Source organism: Sphingomonas sp. BL-S-05 (assembly GCF_055521695.1).
The window spans coordinates 112,112-135,886 of sequence record NZ_JBVFVS010000002.1 but is presented as its reverse complement, the minus strand read 5'-3'; the positions used below and the strand labels follow the sequence as shown (position 1 = coordinate 135,886).

Annotated in this window: 16 protein-coding genes and 1 riboswitch; of the genes, 1 reads left to right on the top strand and 15 read right to left on the bottom strand. The window is 66.7% G+C overall.

Annotated elements, in window-relative coordinates; translation table 11 throughout:
• Positions 1–302: 302 nt before the first annotated feature.
• The 7 genes from ACZ1JS_RS18075 to ACZ1JS_RS18045 all read right to left on the bottom strand — a co-directional run bounded on the left by ACZ1JS_RS18075 (position 303) and on the right by ACZ1JS_RS18045 (position 14,025).
• Positions 303–3,212: a TIM-barrel domain-containing protein gene (locus tag ACZ1JS_RS18075; protein WP_465168763.1), complete on the bottom strand. Its 2,910-nt coding sequence runs from the start codon at positions 3,210–3,212 to the stop codon at positions 303–305.
• Between the two features lie 48 nt (positions 3,213–3,260).
• Positions 3,261–6,392 (bottom strand): family 43 glycosylhydrolase, encoded by a 3,132-nt coding sequence (locus ACZ1JS_RS18070; protein WP_465168762.1) that lies wholly within the window; start codon positions 6,390–6,392, stop codon positions 3,261–3,263.
• An 83-nt stretch (positions 6,393–6,475) separates the two neighbouring features.
• The gene (locus tag ACZ1JS_RS18065) at positions 6,476–9,460 is read right to left on the bottom strand and encodes a TonB-dependent receptor (RefSeq protein WP_465168761.1); all 2,985 of its coding nucleotides are present in this window, start codon (positions 9,458–9,460) and stop codon (positions 6,476–6,478) included.
• A gap of 155 nt (positions 9,461–9,615) precedes the next feature.
• Positions 9,616–11,010: a methyl-accepting chemotaxis protein gene (locus tag ACZ1JS_RS18060; RefSeq protein ID WP_465168760.1), complete on the bottom strand. Its 1,395-nt coding sequence runs from the start codon at positions 11,008–11,010 to the stop codon at positions 9,616–9,618.
• 198 nt (positions 11,011–11,208) lie between these two features.
• Positions 11,209–12,243, bottom strand: coding sequence for a methionine synthase (locus tag ACZ1JS_RS18055; protein WP_465168759.1), 1,035 nt, complete (start codon positions 12,241–12,243; stop codon positions 11,209–11,211).
• Between the two features lie 28 nt (positions 12,244–12,271).
• Positions 12,272–13,255 (bottom strand): putative oxygenase MesX, encoded by a 984-nt coding sequence (locus ACZ1JS_RS18050; protein ID WP_465168758.1) that lies wholly within the window; start codon positions 13,253–13,255, stop codon positions 12,272–12,274.
• Positions 13,256–13,381: 126 nt separating this feature from the next.
• Positions 13,382–13,605, bottom strand: a riboswitch (cobalamin riboswitch).
• Positions 13,606–13,689: 84 nt separating this feature from the next.
• Positions 13,690–14,025: an AprI/Inh family metalloprotease inhibitor gene (locus ACZ1JS_RS18045; RefSeq protein ID WP_465168757.1), complete on the bottom strand. Its 336-nt coding sequence runs from the start codon at positions 14,023–14,025 to the stop codon at positions 13,690–13,692.
• A gap of 249 nt (positions 14,026–14,274) precedes the next feature.
• On the opposite strand from ACZ1JS_RS18045, the gene ACZ1JS_RS18040 reads away from it, so the two are divergent.
• Positions 14,275–15,864 (top strand): serralysin family metalloprotease, encoded by a 1,590-nt coding sequence (locus tag ACZ1JS_RS18040; RefSeq protein WP_465168756.1) that lies wholly within the window; start codon positions 14,275–14,277, stop codon positions 15,862–15,864.
• A 39-nt stretch (positions 15,865–15,903) separates the two neighbouring features.
• Here the strand turns inward: ACZ1JS_RS18040 and ACZ1JS_RS18035 are convergent, their stop codons facing one another.
• The 8 genes from ACZ1JS_RS18035 to ACZ1JS_RS18000 all read right to left on the bottom strand — a co-directional run bounded on the left by ACZ1JS_RS18035 (position 15,904) and on the right by ACZ1JS_RS18000 (position 23,635).
• The gene (locus tag ACZ1JS_RS18035; protein ID WP_242121085.1) at positions 15,904–16,107 is read right to left on the bottom strand and encodes a DUF5818 domain-containing protein; all 204 of its coding nucleotides are present in this window, start codon (positions 16,105–16,107) and stop codon (positions 15,904–15,906) included.
• A gap of 11 nt (positions 16,108–16,118) precedes the next feature.
• Entirely contained in the window at positions 16,119–16,319 is a 201-nt protein-coding gene (rpsU, locus tag ACZ1JS_RS18030) for a 30S ribosomal protein S21 (RefSeq protein ID WP_055997902.1), read from the bottom strand.
• An 88-nt stretch (positions 16,320–16,407) separates the two neighbouring features.
• Positions 16,408–17,166, bottom strand: a complete 759-nt coding sequence (locus ACZ1JS_RS18025; protein WP_465168755.1) for an alpha/beta hydrolase family protein — start codon at positions 17,164–17,166, stop codon at positions 16,408–16,410.
• Positions 17,163–18,254, bottom strand: a complete 1,092-nt coding sequence (locus ACZ1JS_RS18020) for a DUF3182 family protein (RefSeq protein WP_465168754.1) — start codon at positions 18,252–18,254, stop codon at positions 17,163–17,165. The genes ACZ1JS_RS18025 and ACZ1JS_RS18020 overlap by 4 nt, the downstream gene beginning before the upstream one ends.
• 137 nt (positions 18,255–18,391) lie before the next feature.
• Entirely contained in the window at positions 18,392–19,693 is a 1,302-nt protein-coding gene (locus tag ACZ1JS_RS18015) for a cation:proton antiporter (protein ID WP_465168753.1), read from the bottom strand.
• 119 nt (positions 19,694–19,812) lie between these two features.
• Positions 19,813–22,152, bottom strand: a complete 2,340-nt coding sequence (locus tag ACZ1JS_RS18010) for a xanthine dehydrogenase family protein molybdopterin-binding subunit (protein ID WP_465168752.1) — start codon at positions 22,150–22,152, stop codon at positions 19,813–19,815.
• Positions 22,149–23,138: an FAD binding domain-containing protein gene (locus ACZ1JS_RS18005; protein ID WP_465168751.1), complete on the bottom strand. Its 990-nt coding sequence runs from the start codon at positions 23,136–23,138 to the stop codon at positions 22,149–22,151. Before ACZ1JS_RS18005 ends, ACZ1JS_RS18010 begins: the two co-directional genes overlap by 4 nt.
• The gene (locus ACZ1JS_RS18000; RefSeq protein WP_465168750.1) at positions 23,135–23,635 is read right to left on the bottom strand and encodes a 2Fe-2S iron-sulfur cluster-binding protein; all 501 of its coding nucleotides are present in this window, start codon (positions 23,633–23,635) and stop codon (positions 23,135–23,137) included. Before ACZ1JS_RS18000 ends, ACZ1JS_RS18005 begins: the two co-directional genes overlap by 4 nt.
• Positions 23,636–23,775 lie beyond the last annotated feature (140 nt).

Here is a 23,775-nt window from a genome sequence, read left to right as displayed (position 1 = left end):
ACAAGCTCAATGGCTACTCGGGACGAACGGTCCTCACCATGTCATCGGACACTAGGCCGGATCGACATTCAGATAAGCCCTTCCTCCCCTCGCCCCTCGTAGAGGGGAGAGGGTTGCGCAGACTTGGTCTTTGCGTAGCAAAGGCTTAGTCGGAGCTGGGTGAGGGGTGAAGCGCTCGCGCAAGCGAGCGCGCGAGCCTTTGGCTCGCTCGACCCCTCTCCCAAGCTGCGCTAGCCAGCACGCTGGCAAGCTCCGCTAACCCTCTCCCCTGCCCAGGGGAGAGGGAAGAATGTCGATCCGACCTAGAACCGAACCGTCATCGGTTTGCCGTCATAGCGGATGGTGCGGGTTTGGGTTGGGATGACGATATTCAACTGGCGCGTCGCGACCATGCCCGGGAAACTGCCCTGCCGCGCGCCGATCGTCAGGGTGCGGCGGGCGTCGTCCCACGTCAGGTCGTAGGTCGCGCGCGCACCGCGTTCATAGGCATAGGTCTCGTTATCGTCCTCATAGACGGTGAAGCGGCCGTTCGCGCCGGGATAGACGCGGATCTCATACGGGGCGTCGGGCTTTTCGGTCGCATATTGCTGCAAGGGCCCGAGTGGCAGGATCGCGCCCGCGCGGACATAGAGGGGCGTGATGTCGAGCGGCACGTCGCGCGTCACCTCGCGCCCGCCGGCCAGGCGTTCGCCGGTCCAGAAATCATACCACGCGCCCGTCGGCAGATAGGTGCGGACCGCCAGCTTGGGCGCCTCCCCCGCTTTGGCCGCGGCGGCGCGCAACTCGCCCGGCCGCCGCCATGCGAAGCGCAGGTCGCGTTCGCCGTCGCCCTGATAATATTCGATGCGGATCGGCACCCGCTGCCCCTTGCGCAACGTCACCTTGCCGCCGGTATAGCGCGACGCCCCGCTGGCCCAGTTCTCGAACAGCTTCCTGCCGTCGACGAACAGACGCACGCCGTCATCGCCCTGCAGCCCCAGTTCATATTCGCCGTCCTCGGGCGCTTCGAGCATCCCTTCCCAACGGGCGGAGAAGTCGTTGAGCCGGGTCAGCCCCGGCGGCATCGGTTGCAGCGGCGGTTCGGGCCAGCGTTTGTCGAGGATCGCGTCGACCACGCGGCCCGCCGGCCGGTCGAAATTGCGGCCTTCGAAATATTGGCCCGCCAGTCCCGGCCTGCCATCGGGCGTGGTCAGCGCGGTTGCGGGGACGGTCGCGGCAGGCTCCGGCTCGACATGATACATGGCGCGGGTGACGGGATGGGCCAGCAACGCCCCGCCGAACATGAAGCTGTCGTCGATCGCATGGACGCGTGCGTCGTCGGGAAAGTCCATCGCCAGCGGCCGCATCATCGTATAGCCCGCCGACGTCACCTGCCATGCGGTCGAATAGATATAGGGCAGCAGGCGGTAGCGCAGGTTCACCGCGTTGAGCAGCGACCCATATACCTGCGGATCGAGTGTCTTGAAGATATAGGGTTCGCGCTCGATGTTGGTGCCGTGGACGCGCATCAGCGGATTGAACGTCGCATATTGGAACCAGCGCGCGAACAGTTCGCGATAGGCCGGGTTGTTTTCACCGCCGCTGAAGCCGCTGACGAAGAAGCCGCCGGTATCCTGCGTCCAATAGGGATTGCCGGTGACGGTGACGTTGACCCCGCCCGCAATCTGGTGGCGCAGCGTCTCCCAGCTCGCCTGGGTATCGCCCGACCATGACACGGCGGCGGTCCGCTGCGCCCCCGCCCATGCCGAACGGGTCAGCGTCAGCGCGCGCTTGTCGCTGGTCGCGCGCTGCCCGTCATAGGTGCCCTGCGTCGTCATCAGCGTATAGGCGTTGAGATAGCGCGAGAAATCGCCGAGCGCATTGCGGCCCAGCGACTTGATGTCGTCGACCGCCGCCTTCGCATCGTGCATCGCGGTGCTGACCTCGACCTCGGTCCCGTCCATCCACAGCGCGTCGACGCCCTTGTCGAGCAGCCCGGCCTTGGCATGTTTGAAATAGATTTGCCGGCCGAGCGGGCTGAACGCGTCATAGATCCGCGCCTGTTTCGAAATCCAGTGGAGCGGCGCGAAGCGCAGCCCGTGCCGGTCCAGTTCCCTGCCCAGCGCGGTATCGTTGCCGACCGATGGCCAGATCGACACCATCAGTTTCAGATGCAGGTCGTGGATACCGGCGATGGTGCGTTCGGGATCGGGGAAGCGGGTCTTGTCCCATGTCATCCCGCTCCAGCTACCGTCATTGCCGCCCCAATATTGCCAGTCCTGCACGATGTAATCGAGCGGGAAGCGTTCGCGGCGGAACGTCCGCGCGACTTCCAGCAGCCGGTCCTGCGTCGGATAGCGTTCCTTGCTCATGAACAGGCCGAACGCCTGTTTCGGGATCATCGGCGCGGCGCCGGTCAGCGCGCGATAGGCGCCGATCACGCCGTCCATCGTGTCGGCGCCCATGAAATAATAATCGACCCCGCCCGGCGCGCTTTCCGCCCACAGCCGCGCCCCGTCCGCATCGTCGGTGAAGCGCATGTGCGAATAGGTGTCCCACAGCACGCCATAGCGGCGGTTCGACACCATCACCGGGATGATGATGCCGATATTGGTCTGGATCAGGTCCAGCTTGGCACCGCGACGGTTGATCGTCGCATCGTCGGTAAAGCCGAAGCCGTAGATCGCCTCATCGGGCCGCAGGGTGAAGCGGTTCTCGACCGCATAGCTGGGCGCGTCGGAGATCGTCACCGGCGTCACGCGTTGCGGGCGGGCGGCGTCCTCGGCAGTGTAGAGCTTGCCGGCGGCATCGAAGAAGCGGACCGCGCCGCTGCGCTTGTCGACCGACAGTTTCAGCCTGGCGCTGGCGATGGTCAGCGTGCCGGCGGCGTCGGTCACGGTAAAGGCGGTGTCGACCGGCGGGGCGGTGACGACGATGCTCTTCGCGGTCCAGTGGTTGCGGCCGTCATTGCTGTTCACCCGCACCGTCGCCGGGCCGTAGAACAGGATCGTCTTGACCACGGCGCCGACCCGGAACTGCACGCCGCTGCGCAACCGGACATAGGCGAAGCCGGTGGCGGGCAGGCCGGCGACCGCCTGCGGATGACCGTTCGCGTCCAGCCCGGTCGGCGCCGCGATTTGCGCCGCGGCAACCGTCGGCACGGTCAGGCCGATGGGAGCGGCCAATGCCCATGCCATGGCAGAGACCGCCGTGCCCGATCCGATCCGTTTCATCGCCATATCCCTTTCACCCGTTCGATCGTTGCACGTCGCGACCGCCCGTCACGGCGTCACCGTGACGATGGCCCGCACCTGACGTTGGGCCGCTGCCACCTCTTCGTCGGCGGTCATGTCGAGGATCGGCCGCCCGTCCGCAGCCCAGTGCAGCCGGCGCACCCGCGTATCGCGTCCGTTGCCGCCGACACCGTCACCCCAGCTATGATAGACATAGAGCGGGTTGCCGTCCTCGTCGGTGGTGAAGGCGCCATGCCCCGGCCCCTGTTCATATCGCAGATAATCGGTCACCCCGGCGGGCATCGGCTCGCTTTTCTGCAGCGGCAGCGAATATTTGCGCCAGTTGGCGATGTCGGTCAGGTCGGCGTCCTGCGCCGCGCGCACCCCGCCCACGACATAGGTCGGGCTGACCCCGGACCCCGAATAGGTCACATGGACGATCCCGTCGCGGACGATGGCATAGGCTCCTTCCGCCAGATTTTCCTCGAACGACAGCGTCGGCGCGATGATCGGTCGGGGTTCGGATGCCAGTCGGTCCGGCCGCATCGGATCGACCTTCGCGATCCAGGTCAGCGGATCGCCGGGCGGCTGTTGCGCGAGCAGATAGCGCTGCGACCACAGATAATAGGATTGTCCGCCGGCCGTGAAGAACGACAGGTCGAGGCTGATGTTGCGATCGAATTCGCGCCTGCCGAGCGGCGATCCGTCCGCCTTGCGGATCGCGACCGGTTGCGACCATGCATCGGGATCGGCGGGGTCGCCGCCGTCGCGCAGCTGCATGATATGCGCCTGCACCGTCGACCAGTCGCCGCCCTCGTTCGAACGATCGTCCCGCGGATTGAAACAGGGTGCGAACAGGATCGACAGGCGTCCGCCGATCTCGTGCAGTTCGGGCGCCCAGTAGCAGCCGGCGATGGTGCGGCCGTCGGCGGTCCGGTCGCGGCGCTGCCGGCGGTTCAGCAGGTCGATTTCGCGCGCGCGTCCGCCATCGGCGTCGGCCAGCCCCGCGATCGTGTCGGCGATGCGGATCGGCAGGTGCTGCGAACCGACATTGTCGTTGTCGCTATCGTCGGTCGCGACGAACAGATAGCGCACCCGTCCATCGCGTTCGTAGCGATAGATGTTCGGGTCGGCGCGGTTATAGGCGAAGATGCGCGGATAGGAACGCTGCCGCACCGTGCCCCGGATCACATGACTGCCCGTGCGCGCGGTCGCCAGTCGCCGGACGTCCTCCACGTTCCAGTCGACGGCGCGCGACGCGACCGATCCGTCGGAATAGCGCAAGGTCGCGCGCGCGCGCGCCAGGTCGCCGATCGCACCGGCGGCGATGGTCAGCGGCGCGACGTCGACGCCGGTGTTGACGATCCGGCCATAACGGTTGCGCAGCGCCGCCGCCATCGCGTCCGATATCGTGATCGCGCCCTCGATCGGAAGCGCGCCCGATCGCACCGGCGCGACATTGCCCTGCGACACGATCCGCGATCGCAGCGCCCCCCGGCCCGGTTCGAACGGCCCGCCGACCAGTTCGGTGCGCGCGAGATCGGTGACCGTCGTCCAATAGGGCGCGCCGCCGCCGTCCCGCCACGCGACCCGGTATCGCCGGGCGGCCGGGTCCCACACCGCGCGCGGCGCGGATACCGGCTTGTCGCCATGCAGGTCGATCGTGCCCAGTTCGCGCAACTCGACCGCATCGGCACTGGCGGCCTTGAACACCAGCGCCACGCCGCGCTCGGCCTTGCCCGCCATATCGACCCGGGTCGCGATGATGCCGAGGCTGCCATCGGCGAAATGAAAGGGCGACGGATCGGCCACGCCGCGCAGCGCCACCCGGTCGACGCCGACATAGTCGCCGCGCGCGAAGGCCACGCCATAATCGTCGTTGAGCGGCGTCGTCCGCCCCTCCGCACCCAGCGCCAGATGGACGCTGCGCGCGATCACGGGCTGGTTGGCGTCGTGCGCATCGGTCGGCGTGCGGGCATAGCTGGTCAGCCGGACCCCGCCGGCGATCGGCGGCGTCACCGGCGCCTTGCCGACCGGCGCGGGTTCCGGCGCGGGCGGCGGGGTCACGCCCCAGCGCGCCACCAGCGCGGCGCGTTCGCGCCTGGTGATGGGCAGGACCGCCCCGTGGCGCGGCGATTTCGGCAGGCGGAACCGGTCGGGATAGGTCCAGCGGATCGGCGGGGTCAGCGAATTGGTGCCCAGCGGAATATAGCCGACGCCGCCATAGTGATCGACCCACAGATAATAGCGAAAGCCGCCGATATCGCCGGGATTCGCCCGGAACGCGCTCGGCCCCTCGACTTCGGGCGTACCGGCCCGGCGGCCGATGCAGCGGTCGATCAGCGACCATGCGCCGGAGTCGGGCATCGCCCGCAACGTCCGCGATCGCTGCACGAAGATATCGGGCGACGCGCAGCCGGCCGCATCGGTCCCCTTGGTGAAACGATAGTAATAGCCCTGATCGGCGAGCACCGTCGTATCGATCAGCCCCTTGTCGCGGACCATGCCCGGCACGTCGGCGGCCTTCAGCCATGGCTCGGGCGTGGTGAAGCGGCGGAAGTCGGTCGTCGTCGATTTGAGGATGCGCGGCCCCTCGCCATCGCCCCTCGTGCGTGCCGCGTCGCCGAACAGCGTCGAGGTCCAATAGACGACATATGCGCCGATCGTCGGGTCCCAATGCGCCTCCGGCGCCCAGGTCATGCCCGCATTGGGCAGATTGACGCGAACATGCCGTTGCCGTCCCCAATGAACGAGGTCGGTCGATTCCCAGATTTCCAGATACTGGCTGCCGCGATCGGTCGCATGGTCCCAACCGGTACGGCCGACCGACAAATCCGTCGCCAGCAAAAAGAAGCGGTCCCCGCGTGCCGAGCGCAGGATGAACGGATCGCGCAACCCCCGCGTGCCGAACGCCGATTCCAGCACCGGACGACCGGCGTTCAACGCCTGCCAGTGCAGGGCGTCGTTCCCTTCCGACACGGCGAAGCGGATCTTTTCGCCGTCGATGCTGTCGCCGGTGAAATAGACGAACAGATAGGCTTCGTGCGGATCGCGGTGCGGCGCCGTCCTCGCCACGGGCCGCGCCGACGCTTCGCCGGCACGCCGCTGCGCACCGGTCGGCGGGGTGGCGGCGACGATGCCGGTCGCGACCAGCCCCGCCAACAGGGCCGCGGTCGTCAATCTGCGGATCGATGCCGGCATATCTTCCCCTCCGACGATGGCTTCGCGGCGCGTCGGCGGTACGCGCCGATCGCCTCTGGCCGTCAGAACCGGAATCGCGCGCCGATGCCGTAATAGCGGCCTTCATCCCGCACATCGCGGGGATAGTCGCGGCTTTCGCCGTTCACCGCATATTGCGCATAGTTGCGGAACGGCTGCGCCAGGATGTTCGCCGCATCGAAGGTCAGCGTGAGTTGCTTGATCGGCGTATAGTTGAAGGAGAAGTCGAGACGGGTGATGTTCTCGGTACCTTCGCCGGAATAGACGCCGTCGACGATCAGGTTCCCGTTCAGGAAGCGCGACCGCCCGTTATAGGACAGGCGCGTCGAGATCTTGTCCTTTTCGTAGAACAGCGCGGCGTTGTAGCTCCATTTGGACAGGCTGGGGATGGCGACGAACGGGGGAAGTTCGTCGGCGGCGATCAGGTCGACCGGGAAACGCTGGCGCCCGTCGAGATAGGTCGCGTTCGCCTGCACGCCGAAGCCGCTCAGCCAGCCCGGCAGGAAGTCGAGGAACGTCTGTCCGCCGACTTCGACGCCGCGGATCCGCCCGGCCCCGGCATTGAGCGGGCGATTGACCTCGACCAGCCCGAACACCGGATCGCGGAAGCGCTGGACGTAATTGTTGAAGAACCCGAACAGGTCCCGATAGAAGAACGCGGCGGTGATCGACGTGTTCTTCGAGAAATAATATTCGACCGTCGCGTCGAAATTCTTCGACGTCAGCGGCGACAAATTGGGATTGCCGCCACCGCCGAAATAATCGGGGCGACCCTGCAGGCTGGCCGAGAAGCGCGGATCGTTGGCCGGTTCGGTCACCACCGTCGTGCTGCCGTCGGGATTGGTGATGACGGTTCCCGGGCGCGGCGACTGGTTGGGGGTCACCGAGAATGCCGGGTTGAGCTGCCCGAAATCGGGAACGGTCCGCGTCTTGGTAAAGCCCAGACGGACCTGCAACTTGTCGGTCGGGCGGATGCGCAGGCTGACATTGGGCAGGACGTCGATGAAATTCTGCCGGACCCGGACGTCCTGCGGCGCGGTGATCGGAATGCCGTTCGCGTCGTTCTGGACGACGCCGTCGATCACCAGCGGCAACGTGCCGCGTCCCCGATATTGCCCGACGGTGTTGACGACGCGCGTGCCGATCAGGCCGTCGAACCGGACCTGGCCGATATCGAATTCATATTTGGCCTGTCCGTAAAAGGCATAGGTCTGTTCCTGCGCGAAGAACGCCTGGAACGGATCGAGCTGCACCTCGGGCGTCGAGAACCGGGTCAGCGCCTCGCGATAGCCGGCATCGTTCGGGTTGGCGGCGACGATCCGGACCAGCGCCTGTCGCGAGAATTCGCGCAGCGCGGCGGCATTGCCCTCGATCCCCTCGCGGCTCGGCATCAGCCAGCTGGTCCAGCCCTGCACATCGCCCCGGAACGCATTGGGGGTCAGCCCCAGCCCGCCCGCGGGCGTATCGGCAAGGCCGATATTGAGCGTTTCGGTATAGGCGTAGCGATTGCCGCGTTCGAGCGACGCGTTGCGATCGGTCCAGCGCGCCCCGAATTGCAGGCGGGGGAACAACGACACGTCGGTGTCGAGTTCGAGGTCGCCGCGCCACTGCCACCCGTCGCCCTTGGCGATGTACAGGCTCTCGAAATAGCCGCGCCACCGGTAATTGGCGGGATTTTCGCGGTCATAGCCCGGCAGGTCGAATGCGGTGCCGCCATCGACGAAGAAGTTCACGTCGACGCGCGCCGGTCCGCTCTGCGACATGTCGAAGCTGTACTCGCTCGCGTCATATTGGCTGCGGGTATAGGCGAGGTCGGTCGACAGGCGGGCGCGACCGACATTCCACTTCACGCCGCCGGCGGTCTGATAGGTATTGGTGTTGTTGTTGACGGTGCTGCGGAACGCCTGTCCGCGCTCGCCGCCGGTCTTGGTCAGCGTCTGGACCTGATCGGGAATACCCTCGCGCAGCACGACGTCGGAAAGCTGGGCGTTGTTGTTGATCAGCGACGTTTCGTACAGGTCGTTCGCCAATCGCCCGCGAAAGCCCTGGAACAGGAAGTCGTAATAGATTTCGAGATTGTCGGCGGGCTTCCACTGGACGGTGGCGTTCACCGCCGGGCGCCAGCGCTTGCCGCTGTCATTATACACGCCGACGCGTTCCGGAATGCGGAAGGCGCGGCCCACCGATGCGGGGCTGACGGTGACGCCGCCGGGCAGTTCGGTCGGTACGAACCCGCTCGCCCAGCGAACGGCATTGCGATATTGCGCCTGGGCATAGGATGCGTTCACCAGCACGCCGATCTCGCCCAGCGCGGTCTGGCTGCGCGTGCTGAACAGGATGTTGCCCAGCGGGTCGTACTTGCCGCTCTGGTCGTTATAGGTTCCGCGAATGCCCCCGGCGATCGTGACCTTGTCGGTGAAGTCGAACGGCCGATTCGACCGGACGTTGACGAGGCCCGCCAGACCCGGTTCGAGCAGGTCGGCGGTGCCGGATTTATAGACTTCGAGTCCCGCCAGAACGCCCGCCGGAAAATCCTGAAGCTGCGAACGGCGCAATTCGGCGGTGAAGATGTCGCGGCCGTTGAACGTCGTCGCGACGTTCGGCAGGCCGCGAACCAGCACGCCGGTAACCTCGTCGCTGCCGCGCGTTACCTGCACGCCGGTCACGCGCGCCAGTGATTCGGCCGCGGTATTGTCCGGCAATTTTCCGATATCCTGCGCGACGATGGCGTCGAGGATCGCGTCCGAATTGCGCTTGATCTGCTGCGCCGTGCCAAGGCTTGCCCGGTATCCGGTAACGACGATATCGTCGCCCTGGGTCGACTGGCCGGCAGTTGCGGCAGCATTGGGCAGGCTTTGGCCGGCGGCAACGGCTGCGGGGTCGCTCTGGTCTTGCTCCGCCGGTTGCGGACTGTCGCTGGTCTCGCCAGACTGTGCCACCGCGCTCCCGACAGCTTCGGTTTGCGCATAGGCCGGCATGGCACAAAGGGCGACGACTGCCGTCGACGTCCGCAACAGATTGCGAAGCATGCTGAATCCTCCTCCACATGCTCATTCTTCGATGAGCGTTGGGGAGTTATAGTCAGACAATAACGGGTGGTGTCAACCGCATGGTCGCAAAATTCGTATAAGGTAATGGCTAGAAACAATCGCCTCGGCCGACGCGGCGTGCGCCGGCATTCGCGTCAGAAGTCCGACCAATCGTCCTCGACCAACTTTACCGACCCGTTACCGATGCGCCGCGCGACCGGTACCGCCCGAACCATGGCAGGACGGGGAATTGCGGGCACTTCCCGCACACCGGGCAGGCCGAGTTTGAAGCGCGCGATCTGGGTCGACAGCGCGTCGGCTTCGGATGCCAGTCCACGGGCGGCGGCCGTGCTCTGTTCGACCATCGCGGCGTTGCGCTGCGTCACTCCGTCCATTTCGCCGACGGCGGCATTGATCTGCGAAAGCCCCTGCGACTGTTGTTCCGCCGCACCCGATATGTCGGAGACGATGACGCTGATCTCGCCGATCCGGGCGATGATGCGTTCGAGCGAACGGCCGGTCTCCGCGACCAGCGCGACGCCGGCATCGACGGTCGTGGTCGATGCGGTGACGCGCTGCTTCACGTCCTTGGCCGCTTCGGCGGACCGCTGCGCCAGCGCGCGGACTTCGGAGGCGACCACCGCGAATCCCCGGCCGGCGTCGCCGGCGCGGGCCGCCTCCACCCCGGCGTTGAGCGCCAGCAAATTGGTCTGGAAGGCGATGCCGTCGATGACCGAGATGATGTCCGAAATCTCGGCCGAATGCCCCTCGATCCGCGCCATCGCGTCGACGGCGCGGCGGACGATCGCACCCGAATCCACCGCTTCGCTGCGCGCCATGCTCACGATCCGGTTGGCGCGCTCGGCACTGTTCGCGGTCTCGCGCATCGTCGCGGTGATCTGCTCCATCGCGGCGGCAGTCTGTTCGAGGCTGGCAGCCTGCTGCTCGGTGCGCTGCGACAGGTCGTCCGATGCGGCGCTGATCTCGCTGGCGCCCTTGCGGATATCGCTGGCAGTGGCGGCGACCGATCGCATCGTCGCCAGCAGTGCCGCGACCGCCGCGTTGAAGTCGTTGCGCAGCGTCAGGAACGGCTCCTGCAAATCGACGCCGATATGAACCGTCAGGTCACCGGCGGCCAGCTTCCCCAGCCCCTCGCCCATCACCAGTGCCATCTGGCGCTGGGTATCGGCTTCGCGGGCCGCCAGCGCGCTTTCGCGAAACGCCGCCATCGCCTTGGTAATGCGACCGACACAGTCGCGATTGGCGGTATAAGCGACCGGGCTGTCGAGATCGCCGGCGGCAAGCCCCTCCATCCGCACGACCGTCTGCACATAGGGGGTACAGATCAACCGCGACGCACCGAGGGTCAGGCCGACGATCGCCGCGACCCCGGCCAGTGCGCCGCCGACGACCATGGCCGGCGCCAGAGGAGCACCCGCTGCCGATCCGATCGCCAGCGCCGCGATCCCGCCCGACAGGATCAGGTAGAGGAGCGCCAGCACCCGGAATTTGACCCGAATGGGAGCGTTCTGCGAAAACCATGCGATCATAGGTCGTTATCCCCCGATTGGACGCTGATCCGACCGGGCGATGCTATGGTTCACCGATTAAATATGGGTATAATCGCAACAGGCGCCGAATCCGGCCATCTTGCGGAATTCACGGCAGCTTTCGTGCCGGCATCGCGCAAAATGCGGGATTCGTCGCCCTGACCCGTGCGGACTCGATCGCAAGCCGTCACAAGTGGATCATGCGCCCGCGAGGATTTCGCCGCGAACGATATCCGCGCCGGCGACCAGCGCCCGCAACTTGCCCTGCGCGACATCGCGCGACAGCGGGGCCATGCCGCAATTCGTCGCCGGCAGCAGCTTGTCGGCATCGACGAAGCGGAGCGCATTGCGCAACGTTGCGGCGACCTGTTCGGGCGTCTCGATCGCATCGGTCGCGACGTCGATCGCGCCGACCATGACCTTCTTGCCGCGGATCAGTTCGATCAGGTCCATCGGCACCCGTGCATTCTGACATTCGAGCGAGATGATATCGATCGTCGATTTGCGGAGGTTGGGGAAGGTTTGCTCATATTGGCGCCATTCCGCGCCGAGCGTCTTCTTCCAGTCGGTATTCGCCTTGATGCCATAGCCATAGCAGATGTGGACGGCAGTCTCGGCGGTCAGCCCCTCGGCCGCACGCTCCAGCGCCGCGATGCCCCAGTCATTGGCCTCGTCGAAGAAGACGTTGAACGCGGGTTCGTCGAACTGGATGATGTCGACGCCGACCGCCGCCAGTTCGCGGGCTTCCTCGTTGAGGATGCAGGCGAATTCCCATGCCAGCTTCTCGCGGCTCCGGTAATGCGCGTCGTACAGGGTGTCGATCATCGTCATCGGCCCCGGCAGCGTCCATTTGATCCGCCGATCGGTCTGCGCGCGCAGGAACCGGGCATCCTCGACAAAGACCGATGTCGGTCGCGACACGGCCCCGACGACCGTCGGCACGCTGGCGTCGTAGCGGTTGCGGATGCGCACCGTCGCGCGCCGGGTGAAGTCGACGCCGTCCAGATGCTCGACAAAGGTCGTGACGAAGTGCTGGCGCGTCTGCTCCCCGTCCCCGACGATATCGATCCCGGCCCGACGGTGATCGTCGACCGCGAGGCGCACCGCATCGCGCTTGCCCGCGACCAGCTCGTCGCCGTCCAGCTTCCATGGCGACCACAAGCTGTTGGGCGTGGCCAGCCATAGAGGTTTGGGCAGGCTGCCCGCGGTCGTTGTCGGCAGCAATGTCGTCATGCTGAAAATACCTTTGCGATAAGGGGGATCAAAGACCGCAGGTGGCACACCAGCGACGAAGCGCGGCGCCGTGCGGCTTGATGAGATGCTCTTCGGCGAACCTGCCCTGCTCGACGGCAAGACGGCTGCGCTCCTCGCGATCATAGACGATGCGGGTCAGCGAATAATCCTGATAGGTCAGGCTCGGCCGATACTCCTCCGCCGCGACGGAATTGGCGTTGTAGATTTCGGGACGGTAGATTTTCTGGAACGTCTCCATCGTCGCGACCGAGCTGGCGAGTTCGAGGTTGGTATAGTCGCCGACCAGGTCGCCGATGTGATAGAAGGCGAGCGGCGCGACGCCGTGCGGCGGCATGAAATAGCGCGCCCGCAACCCCATCTTCGCGAAATACCGGTCGGTCGGCGAGACCTCGTCGTTGCGATACTCGACCCCGAGGATCGGATGGACATTGGCGGTCCGGCGATAGGCCGCCCTGCTCGATACGCTCAGACAGATGACCGGGGGTTTGCGGAAATTGTCGCGATAGGCGCTCGAGCCGAGGAAATGCTTGAACAGATTGCCGTGCAGGTCGCCAAAGCCCGCCGGCGCGCCGCCGCCCCCGGCGCTGACGTGACCGGGCAGGACGACGCTGAAGTCGTAGTCGCGCACATAGGAGGAGAGATTGTTGCCGACCATGCCGTCGCTCCGCGTGCCGCTGACCCGGTCGGTGACGGTCGTGTGCAGGATCTCGATCAGCGGAAAGGCTTCGTCCTGTCCGCCCTCCCCCAGCGTCAGCGCGGCCGACACGATCTGCAACGCCAGCGTGTAGCGATCGCCGGTCGGATTGTCCCAGTGCATCAGCGCGTTGAAGCGACGGTCGATCATCACCAGCGTGTTGCGCAGATTTTCGCGGCGACGCTCCCCCCGCGCCAGATTGGCGAAGTTCGTGGTGACGCGGGTGCCGTCGGCCGGACGATATTCCTCGTCGAAGGGCACGCTGCTGATCGTGAATGTGAACCTGCTATTCGTCATGACTCACCAAGGCTTTGCGGGCGGAAGGTCAGGCGAAAGCGCGCAAGGGACGGACGGCCCCGGAAGGCATCGAGCCGCGGACCGTCGCATCAAGCGCGATCCACCGGAGGAACCCCCGTCCGAGGAACGTTATGGCGTCGAAAGGCAGGTCTCCTGGCTTACGGGTCAACGCGGTGGCTCCGGCCTTCCCAGGCGCCTTGCGGGCACCCAGTGACACGAAATGGAGCCGCCGCTCGCCGCTTACAGTTGCGGGGGCAGCGCCGGACTCTGCCCTGACGGACATCACCGGCTTCCCGTCTTAGCCCCATCGCCATGCCTGGGATGGGGAACCTCGACGGGGGCGTTCAACACCATCCGGGCAAAGCTGTCAACCGTGATATAAAGATATCTTTATATCTTGTTTCAGGCGGAGCCGGCGTTTGAAGGCGTCGCGCTCAGCCCCGCCGCAGCCGCGCCGGTCCGTTCGGCAGCGTCGCGGTCCATCCATCGGCACCGTTCGCAAACAGCGCCACGGTCCGGCGGTCGGCCGACGCCAGCGCGATCCCGTCGGGTACGGGCCGCCATCCGACCACGCCCGGCGCCATTCCGGGCAAGCAACCGGCCGCGTCCTCGATCGCCCAGGCATTGGCGGATTCGATCCGCCGGTCGGTGAAGACGACCGCGCATTCCCCTGTCGCGGTCGCGATCACCCAGCGCCCGGCAAGCGGTTCGGGCTCCTCCAGCCTCAAGCTGCCGTTCGATTGCGCCGGTTCGTCGTGCGTTTTGGCCATTTGAATGTCTTCCTTCGTACCAAGCGTTGCGCAGCCAGCTGTATTGATAAAGAATACCAACGGGGCCGTGACGACAGTCATTCCCCGAACGTACCGAAATACGCGTCCGATCCATGCGATCGGGGGGCGATTGCGTGGAGAATATCCGTGGCAGTAGCGCATCCCACAACTCCCTTATTCCAAAAGCTTTCCGACCAATATTTCGATGGTCCGACAGGCCCCGATGCGACATCGATATTGCATCGGCTGATGAACGATAGCAACGCCGCGAATGGCGGCGTGGACTTGCCCGCTATTATGGCGGCGCCGACCCTGTCGGCCGTGCTGCCGATGCCGGTCACCGGTGCCTCGTTCGGCTTCGGTTGGGACGCATGGCAGTCGCACGCGTCGTCGCAGACCGCGGCGGCGGCCGAGGGTTGCCAGTGCTGGGGCTGCATGAACGGCGGCACGCCCGATCAGGGGACCGGTTCGGGACCACAGGCGGCGCTGAACGGCGATCAGCGCGGCGAGGCCGGTCCGAACGGCAAGCAGTCGCTGACGATCAGCGAGGCCGGGGCGCAGATCGGCCGCGCCAACCAGACATGGAACGGATCGACGCTGGGACAGGCGGCGGAGGTCACCTATGCCTTCCGCGCCAGCGCGCCGACGTCGATGCCCAACGGCACGTCGGGCTTTTCGCGCTTCAACGACGCGCAGATCGAACAGGCGCAGATCGCGTTCCAGGCATGGGCCGATGTCGCGCGCGTCACCTTCCGCCGGGTCGACAGCGGCAATGGCTACAGCAACAATGCGCAGATGTTGCTTGCCAATTATTCGAGCGGTGCGTCGGGGGCGGCGGCCTTCGCTTATTATCCCGGCAGCGGCGTCGGCGGCGACAGCTGGTACAACAGCACGCTCAGCTACAATCGCGCGCCCGACAATCTCAACTATGGCGGGCAGGTGCTGATTCACGAGATCGGGCATGCGCTCGGCCTCGGCCATCCCGGCGACTATAATGCCGGCAACGGATCGCCGACCTATGCCAACAGCGCCTCCTATTACGAGGATACCCGCCAATATTCGGTGATGAGCTATTGGTCCGAGACCAATACCGGCGGCGACAATGGCGGCTATTATGCCGCGGCGCCGCTGCTCGACGATATCGCCGCGATCCAGCGGCTCTATGGCGCGAACAACGCGACGCGCACCGGCGACACCGTCTATGGCTTCAATTCCAATACCGGCCGTGACTATTACACCGCGACCTCGGGCAGTTCGGCGCTGATCTTTGCCGCATGGGATGCCGGCGGCAACGACACGTTCGACTTTTCGGGCTATGGCAGCGCGCAGGTCATCGACCTGAACGACGGCAATTTCTCCGACGTCGGCGGGTTGAAGGGCAATGTCGCCATCGCACAGGGCGCGACGATCGAAAATGCGCGCGGCGGGTCGGGCGCCGACCGCATCATCGGCAACGAGGTCGCCAACCAGTTGTTCGGCAATGCCGGCAACGACGTGCTGATCGGCGGCGGCGGTGCCGATGTGCTGACCGGGGGCAGCGGGGCGGACGTGTTCGTCTTCACCGCGATCGGCGATTCGACGTCGAACGTCCGCGATCGGATCACCGACTTCGCCACCGGCGTCGACAAGGTCGACGTGTCGGCGATCGATGCCAATCTGTCGGTGTCGGGCGATCAGGCGTTTACGCAGGTGTCGCAGTTCACCGGCCGCGCCGGGCAGGCGGTGATCAGCAACAGCAACGGCACGGCGTTGCTGTCCCTCGACCAGAATGGCGACGGTGTTGCCGACTTCGTGCTGTCGGTGACGGGGACGCTGTCGGGCAGCGACCTGTATTGGTGAGCGACCACCGGGGCCGGCATCGCGCCGGCCCCGGCAGGGTCACGCGAGCGTGACGCTGTCGGCGTTGACCAGATCGGCGCCGACCAGCGTGCCGACCAGTCGGACCCGCTTTTCGACCTCATCGACCGGCGTGCGGTGCAGTTCGAGCTGATAGCGCCCGCCCAGATCGCGCCGCAGGTAAAAGGCACCGCCTTCGCGGATCAACGTTCCGCTTTCGTCGATCCGGGTGCCGATCGTCGGCATCGCCGCCCGGCTCAGCGGTCGCGTTCGGCGCGCTTGCGGTCGGCCTTGCGTGCGCGGCTGATCGCGGCGGCGCGTTCGCGGGCGCGCTTTTCCGACGGCTTCTCGTAATGGCGGCGCAGCTTCATCTCGCGATACACGCCTTCGCGCTGAAGCTTCTTCTTGAGCGCGCGCAGCGCCTGATCGACATTGTTATCGCGAACGATGATCTGCATGATGTACGACGTCCCAGGTTGATTCGATTCGGCAGGATTCGGCCGGCCTATCCGGCATCGCCTATTACGATTGCCTTGCATTTGGCAATCATCGATCGGTCCTGCGGCTCGCACGGACCATTTCATCGATCCAGTGCAGCAATAATGTCGTATAGGTCCGCTGGTGCCGCGGGTCGCGCATCGCATGGCTCGCGCCGTGCAGGATGCGGTGGCTGAGCGAGTTGGCGTTGCGGAAGGCCGACTGGTAGGACAGCATCGCCTCGCGCGGGATCTGTTCGTCCTTTTCGGATTCGACGATCAGCACGTCGCCGCGAAACGCGGCACAGGCGGCGAGCGCCCGGTCGTGCCGCTCGTCCTGCGGCTGCTGGCGATAGGCACGCACCGCCTCCTTGTCGAGCAGCGCCTTGGGCGTGTCCCAATGCTCGTCGGGGTAGAGGGCGGGGACGCGCAACGCCATCCAGCGGATCGGCCGTTCGGCGGTGAGCAGCGCCGACAGATAGCCGCCATAGCTGGTCCCGATCACGCCGATCGCCTGCCCGTCGATCAACGGATGCGCCGCAAGATAGTCGTAGGCGGCGACGACATCGTCGAGGCTGTTCTGCCGCGTCACCTCGTTCCGGTCGGCGTCGCTGCCGGCATGGCCGCGCAGGTCGAAGGTGAAGCAGACGCAGCCGAGCCGCGCCAGCTCCTCCGCCTGCCCGAAATCCTCGGCCTGGTCGCCGCCCCAGCCATGGACGAACAGGAACCCCGGCACCGGCGCCTCCGGCTCGATCAGCGTACCGGTCAGCTTCTGCCCATCGACGCTGAGCGTCACGCGCCCTTCGTCGAGTGTCGTCGGATCGCTCACGCCAGCCTCACCGCATATTTGGTCATCGCCCCCACCTTCGGATCGACGCCCCGGTAATAGAGCGTCGCGCCGGTCGGCGGATCGATCTCGCCATAGACCTCGACGGTCGAGCAGCGCACGGCATGGGTATCGGGTTCGTCGCGCAGCGCCTCGAACGCGGCGATCTCCGCGCCGCTCGCCCCGCCGACGCGCCATGATTGTTCGAGCACGCCGATCCGCCGATCGCCCGCCGCATCGGTCCCCTCGATCACGTCATAATTGCGCCGGGTCAGCAGCAGATCGGGATAGGAGAGCCGCGCCGCTCGGTCGAACGTCCCCGCGCACGCCACCGCGCGCGCGATCGCCGGTGGCAATGGCTCGGCGGCAAGCGCGTCGATCCCGCCGCGCACGACATAGAGGTCCGACCCGCCATAAACGTCGCGGCCCAGATGATCGCGGGTCAGGTTCTGGCTGCCCCAATAGCTGATCGTTCGGCCGCCCAACTCGATGATGCCTACGCTATAGGTGACGACTTCGGTAAGATTTTCCTCCAGCACGATACCGTGGCGGGCGAGCGTCGCGTCGTCCTCGCGCGACAGGGCATAGGCGAGCGCGGCGGCGTCATGGACGACGATCTGGCCCAGCCCGGCCTTCGCACAGACGTCCTTGATCCGCACCGGCCCGCGCGCCAGCAACCGCCGCCCCGCCGCCAGCGCATCCTCGCGGTTGAACGCGGTATAGCCGGTCAGTGCAGCATCGCCCATCAGCCCGACCATCGCCGGCGACCATAAGGGCGGACATTGCGCATCGGCATGGAGCAGGCCGTGGGTAATCGCCTTGGTCGCGACGAAGGCGGCCGGGACGACGCCGCCCAATATTTGGTCGGCGTGGCGGATCCCGGCCGCCGCCGCCGCCGACACCTCGATTGCGTCGCCCGGGACATGCAGCGTCGCACCGTCGACGGACTCGCCGACGGCGATGTCGAGCAGCGCGGCGATCCGTTGCAGCAGCACCGCGCGCGACGCATGGTCATGGACGTTGCCGGTCGCCAGATCGGCTTGCGTCAGTGCGGCGACGACCCGGACCGTCGGGATCGGCGGGATCGTCATGGTCGGGTCGACAGCGTTAGCGTGGAGCATGCCGGTTCGCCTGCATCAGAGGAATGTCGCGCCAACGCGCCGCGATGCCGACCGGTTCAGCGCTCCCCGCAACTTCGGGAACCGTAACGACTTGCAGGCGCCGCCCGTCAGACCGGCGACGGTCGCGCGGCGCCCTCCGCCGCTTCCTCCTCGTTCAGTTGGCCCAGCGCGCCTGCCGCCCGCGCCTTGCGGCCATAGACGATCTCGAACAGCGGGGAGGCCATCAGCGTCGTCACGATCGCCATGACGACCAGCATCGAGAACAGCGCCGGGCCGATAATGCCCTTTTGCAGGCCGATATTGATGATGATCAGTTCCATCAGCCCGCGCGCGTTCATCAGCGTGCCGACCGCCATCGCCGTCGCATTGTCCTGTCCGGTCGCACGCGCCGCCGCCCAGCATGCCACGCCCTTCGCCGCGACCGATCCGATCAGGATCACGGACGCGACCGCGATCAGGTCGACGCTGTTGACCATGGTCAGTTGCGTGTTCAGCCCCGAATAGGCGAAGAACATCGGCACCAACAAAGCGGTCGTGAACGGTTCGACCTGTTTGCGCACCTCGCGCGTCAGCACCCCGCGCGGCATGACGCAGCCGAGCAGGAAGCCGCCGAACACCGAATGCATTCCCGCCGCGTCCATCGCCCATGCGCTGAGGCCGAACAGCATCACGACGACCGCCAGCATCGGCTGCGTCACCCGCCCCTCGCGATCGGCCCAGCGGGTCAGCGGCGCGAGCACCCTTGGCCCGAGCAGGATCATGAATGCCGCGAACGCGCCGCCGCCGACGATCGCCTTGACCGCGACCTCGCTGCCGCCGCCGAAGCTGGCCAGCACGATCGCGAGCACGACCCATGCCCCGGCATCGTCGATCGCGCCCGCCGACAGCGACAGCGACCCGAGCGGCGTGCCGGTCAGCCCGCGCTCATGGATGATGCGCGCCAGCATCGGAAAGGCGGTGATCGAGATGCACGCGCCCATGAACAGCGTCACCTGCAGGCTGGTAATCCCCTTTCCGAACAGGTCCATCCCCAGCAGCCACGGCGTCAGCGCCAGCGCGACGAGGAACGGCGCCGCCATGCCCGACAGCGACACCGCGACCGCGCTCTTCGCGTTCAGCCGGAAATGGTCGGTGCGAAACCCCAGCCCGACGAGGAACATGTACAGCCCGACGCCCAGTTGCGCGCAGACATAGAGGATCGGCTTGGCATCCTTGGGAAAGATCGCCGCCTGCAGATCGGGCGCGAACAGCCCGAGCAGCGACGGGCCGAGCAGGACCCCGGCGATCATCTCCCCCACCACCTGCGGCTGATCGAGAAAGCGTTTCCCGAACCATCCCGTCACCCGGCACGCGCCGACGATGACGAAGATCTGCAGGAAGAATGCCACGCTCAATTCCGGTAACGCCATCGGCCCCTCCCGCCCATTTCGTTCTGTCCGGCATGCATCGCCGGACTCGATCACGCTGGCAAGCGGGTTTCGGCGACCGGCCGGCATACAGCCTTAAAATCGCTCCAGTTTCTCGCCCGCTACAACAGCTTGTCGAGCGTGATCGGCAGGTCGCGGATGCGGCGGCCGGTCGCGTTGTGGACCGCATTGGCCACCGCCGCGGCGACGCCGGTAATGCCGATCTCGCCGATGCCGTGCGCGCCCATCGGCGTGTGCGGGTCGGGAATGTCGGTCCAGATCACGTCGATCTCGGGCACGTCGAGATGCACCGGCACATGATATTCGGCGAGGCTGGGGTTCATGATCCGGCCGCTGCGTTCGTCGAACTGCGTCTCTTCCATCAACGCCATGCCCAGCCCCATGACGATGCCGCCGCGAAACTGGCTGGCGGCGGTACGCGGGTTGAGAATGCGCCCGCAGTCGAACGACCCGAGGAAGCGGCGCACCCGCACTTCGCCGGTCACGTCATTGACCCCGACTTCGCAGAACAGCGCGCTGTGCGAATGCATCGACCAGTGCATGAATTCGAGCGGCGGCGACCCCGCCTCGGTCACTTCGATGCTGTCGCGCCCGGCGCGCTTGAGGATCGAGGCATAGCTTTCGTGCCGCGTCGGATCGTCGAGACTGGCGAGGCCGCCGCTATCGCTGCCGACCTCCTTCGCCGACAGGCCGGCGAGCGGGGAATCGTTGCCCGCCAGTTTCAGCAGCTTCGCGGTCAGCGCATTGTGCGCGGCGATCACCGCCGCGCCGATCGCGGCGGTCTGTTGCGATCCCCCGGCCATGATCGCGCCGGGAATGGTGCTGTCGCCATAGCCGACCTCGACCCGGTCGAGCGGCAGGCCGAGGCGTTCGGCGGCGACGATCGCGGTCGTCGTGCCGGTGCCCATGCCCATCTCCGCCGCCGCGACCTCGACATAAGCGCGCACCGCGTCGCCGTCGCGCGTCAGCGTCAGCCGCGCCTTGGCCCCCGGCATCCGGTAATAGGGATAGGTGCCGGTCGCACAGCCCATGCCGATCCGCCATTCGCCGTCGCGCCGCGTCGCTACTTCGGGCCGGTCGCGCCATCCGAAGCGTTCCGCCCCCTGCCGCCATGCGGTGACGATATGGCGCGAGGAAAAGGGCAGGCCCGAGGTCGGGTCCTTGTCCGGCTCGTTCAGGATGCGCAGCTCGACCGGATCGATGCCGAGATCGCCCGCCAGTTCGTCGATCGCCGATTCGAGCGCGAAGGTGCCGACCGCTTCGCCCGGCGCGCGCATGAAGGTGTTGGCGAGCGTCTGCATCCGCGTCACTTCGACGTTCAGCGCGATGTTGGGCACGGCATAGGCCGACCTCGTGCCGAGGATGAACGGCTCGGGCATCGCATTGTGCGGGGTCATTACCGACAGGCCGGTATGGATCAGTGCGGTGAAGCGCCCGTCCGCCGCCGCGCCGATCGCCACGCGCTGTTCGGTCAGCGTGCGTCCGCCGACCACCCGGTACACCCCCTCGCGGGACAGGGCGATGCGCACCGGGCGCCCGGCCAGCTTCGCGGCGGCGGCGGCGATCACCTGATGCTCCCACAGCCCCTTCGACCCGAAGCCGCCACCGACATAGGGGGAGGTCAGCCGGACCTTGTCGGCCTTCAGCCCGAACACCTCGGCCATGGTCTGCGCCTGTTGCGCGACCATCTGGCTGGCGTCGTGAATCACCAGTGCGCCGTCGATCCATGCCAGCGTCGCGGCGTGCGGCTCGATCGGGTTATGGTTGTGGCGCGGCGTCGTATAGCGGCGGTCGACCTTGTGCGGGGCGGCAGCCAGCGCCGCCTCGGCATCGCCGATTTCGTTGCGCAGCGGCTGTCCCATGAACAGGCCCTGCTCGACCCCCTTGGCCTTCGCCGCCGCCAGCGTCGTCACCGCCGGCAGTTCGGCATAGGTGAAGCGCAGCAGCGACGCGGCATGGTCGGCCTGTTCCTGCGTCTCGGCGAGCACGCAGGCGATCGGCTGTCCGTTCCAATGAACCTGATCGTCCTGCAGGATCGGCACCGTGTCCGGCCCGACCGCGCTGCCCGACGTGCCGAACATCGCCGGCGTCTTCATCCGCGGCGCGTTGCGATGGGTCATCACCAGCACCACGCCCGGCGATGCTTCCGCCGCCGCGCTGTCGATCGCGGTGACCCGCCCGCGCGCGATCGTGGCATAGGCGAGCGCGGCATAGGCCATGTTCTCGAACCGGTATTCGGCGGAGAAGGCCGCGCCGCCGCTGACCTTCAACGGTCCGTCGAGCCGCGACACCGGCGTCCCGATCAGCCCGTGCTTGCGCGCGATCAGCGGGTCGGGCACCCCGCCCGGGATCCAGCTATCGGGGGCCAGCGGCACCAGTTTCTGGAGCGCGCCCATCACCAGCCCCTGTGCGGTCTGTTTGGCGCTGTCGATGATGCTCATGCCGCTGCTCCCGTCGCCAATTCGCCCAGCACCGCCGCCAGCGTGCGCTGCGCCAGCAGCGGCTTGAATCCGTTGTCGCGCAGCGGTTGCGCATCGGCGAACTCGGCCGCCGCCGCCGCGCGGAACAGTGCGTCGTCCGGCACCTGTCCCTTAAGCGCCGCCTCCGCCTTCACCGCGCGCCATGGCTTGTGCGCCACCCCGCCGAACGCGATGCGGATATCGGCGATGCGACCCTCCTCGATCGACAGCGCCGCCGCGACCGAGATCAGGGCAAAGGCATAGCTCGCCCGGTCGCGCACCTTGCGATAGGTCGAATGCGCCGCAAGCGGGTTGGCGGGCAGCTCGACCGCGACGATCAGCTCGCCCGGCGCCAATACCGTGTCGAGATCGGGCCGGTCGCCGAGCAGGCGGTGAAACGCATCGAACGCGATCGTGCGCGTGCCGGCCGGCCCTTCGACGTGCACCACCGCATCGAGCGCGGCGAGCGCCACGCACATGTCGGAGGGATGCGTCGCGACGCACGCCTCCGACGCGCCGAGCACCGCATGGATGCGGTTGAACCCGCCGCGTGCGTCGCAGCCCGATCCGACCACCCGCTTGTTACAGCGCGATCCCTCGGTGTCGTAGAAATAGGTGCAGCGCGTCCGTTGCAGCAGGTTGCCGCCGACCGTCGCCATATTGCGGATCTGCGCCGACGCCCCCGCCAATATCGCCCGCGCCAGCACCGGATAGCGGCTGCGCACGACCGCATGTTCGGCCAGCGCGGTATTGCGCACCCCCGCGCCGATGCGCAGGCCGCCATCCGGTGTCTCCTCGATCCGGTCGGACAGGCCGCTCACGTCGATCAGCCGCGCCGGCCGCGCCACCGTCTCGCGCATCAGGTCGACCAGATTGGTGCCGCCGCCCAGAAACGCGGCGCCCTGCCCCGCCCCCATGCGCAGCGCATCCGCGACATCGCCCGCACGGGCATAGTCGAACGGGATCATGCCACCGTCTCCACGCTCTGGCGGATCGCGTCGACGATCCCGTTATGCGCGCCGCACCGGCACAGATTGCCGCTCATCCGCTCCTGCACCTCGGCGCGGTCGAGGATGACGGCGGCGGTCAGGTCGGACGTGACGTTGCTCGGCACGCCCCGCTTTGCCTCCGCCAGCATCCCCAGCGCCGAACATATCTGGCCGGGCGTGCAATAGCCGCACTGGAACCCGTCATGGTCGATGAACGCCTGTTGCAGCGGATGGAGTCCACCCGCCTGCCCCACCCCCTCGATCGTGGTGATCGACCGGCCGTCATATTGCACGGCGAGGGCGAGGCACGACAGGATACGCTCGCCATCGGCCAGCACGGTACATGCCCCGCACGCCCCCTGATTGCAGCCCTTCTTGGTGCCGGTCAGGTGCAGCGTCTCGCGCAGATGGTCGAGCAGCGACACGCGGGGATCGGCCGGCGGCGCAACCGCCACCCCGTTGATGATGAGCGACATGCCGGGTCTCCGTCCAATGACTGGATCGCGTCAGGCTATCACAACGCGAATGTTTGAAAAGCCGGCATTTTTGGTCCGGCCAGCACCGATATGCGCTACCCGATATGGCGTATTTCCGGCGTGCCGCTTCCCCGGCATGA

Bases quoted from the DNA above. Each gene is read 5' to 3' on its own strand.
- ACZ1JS_RS18075 (WP_465168763.1), bottom strand. From the start codon at position 3,212: ATGAAACGGATCGGATCGGGCACGGCGGTCTCTGCCATGGCATGGGCA.
- ACZ1JS_RS18065 (WP_465168761.1), bottom strand. From the start codon at position 9,460: ATGCTTCGCAATCTGTTGCGGACGTCGACGGCAGTCGTCGCCCTTTGT.
- ACZ1JS_RS18060 (WP_465168760.1), bottom strand. From the start codon at position 11,010: ATGATCGCATGGTTTTCGCAGAACGCTCCCATTCGGGTCAAATTCCGG.
- ACZ1JS_RS18055 (WP_465168759.1), bottom strand. From the start codon at position 12,243: ATGACGACATTGCTGCCGACAACGACCGCGGGCAGCCTGCCCAAACCT.
- ACZ1JS_RS18050 (WP_465168758.1), bottom strand. From the start codon at position 13,255: ATGACGAATAGCAGGTTCACATTCACGATCAGCAGCGTGCCCTTCGAC.
- ACZ1JS_RS18045 (WP_465168757.1), bottom strand. From the start codon at position 14,025: ATGGCCAAAACGCACGACGAACCGGCGCAATCGAACGGCAGCTTGAGG.
- ACZ1JS_RS18040 (WP_465168756.1), top strand. From the start codon at position 14,275: ATGAACGATAGCAACGCCGCGAATGGCGGCGTGGACTTGCCCGCTATT.
- ACZ1JS_RS18035 (WP_242121085.1), bottom strand. From the start codon at position 16,107: ATGCCGACGATCGGCACCCGGATCGACGAAAGCGGAACGTTGATCCGC.
- rpsU (WP_055997902.1), bottom strand. From the start codon at position 16,319: ATGCAGATCATCGTTCGCGATAACAATGTCGATCAGGCGCTGCGCGCG.
- ACZ1JS_RS18020 (WP_465168754.1), bottom strand. From the start codon at position 18,254: ATGACGATCCCGCCGATCCCGACGGTCCGGGTCGTCGCCGCACTGACG.
- ACZ1JS_RS18015 (WP_465168753.1), bottom strand. From the start codon at position 19,693: ATGGCGTTACCGGAATTGAGCGTGGCATTCTTCCTGCAGATCTTCGTC.
- ACZ1JS_RS18010 (WP_465168752.1), bottom strand. From the start codon at position 22,152: ATGAGCATCATCGACAGCGCCAAACAGACCGCACAGGGGCTGGTGATG.
- ACZ1JS_RS18005 (WP_465168751.1), bottom strand. From the start codon at position 23,138: ATGATCCCGTTCGACTATGCCCGTGCGGGCGATGTCGCGGATGCGCTG.
- ACZ1JS_RS18000 (WP_465168750.1), bottom strand. From the start codon at position 23,635: ATGTCGCTCATCATCAACGGGGTGGCGGTTGCGCCGCCGGCCGATCCC.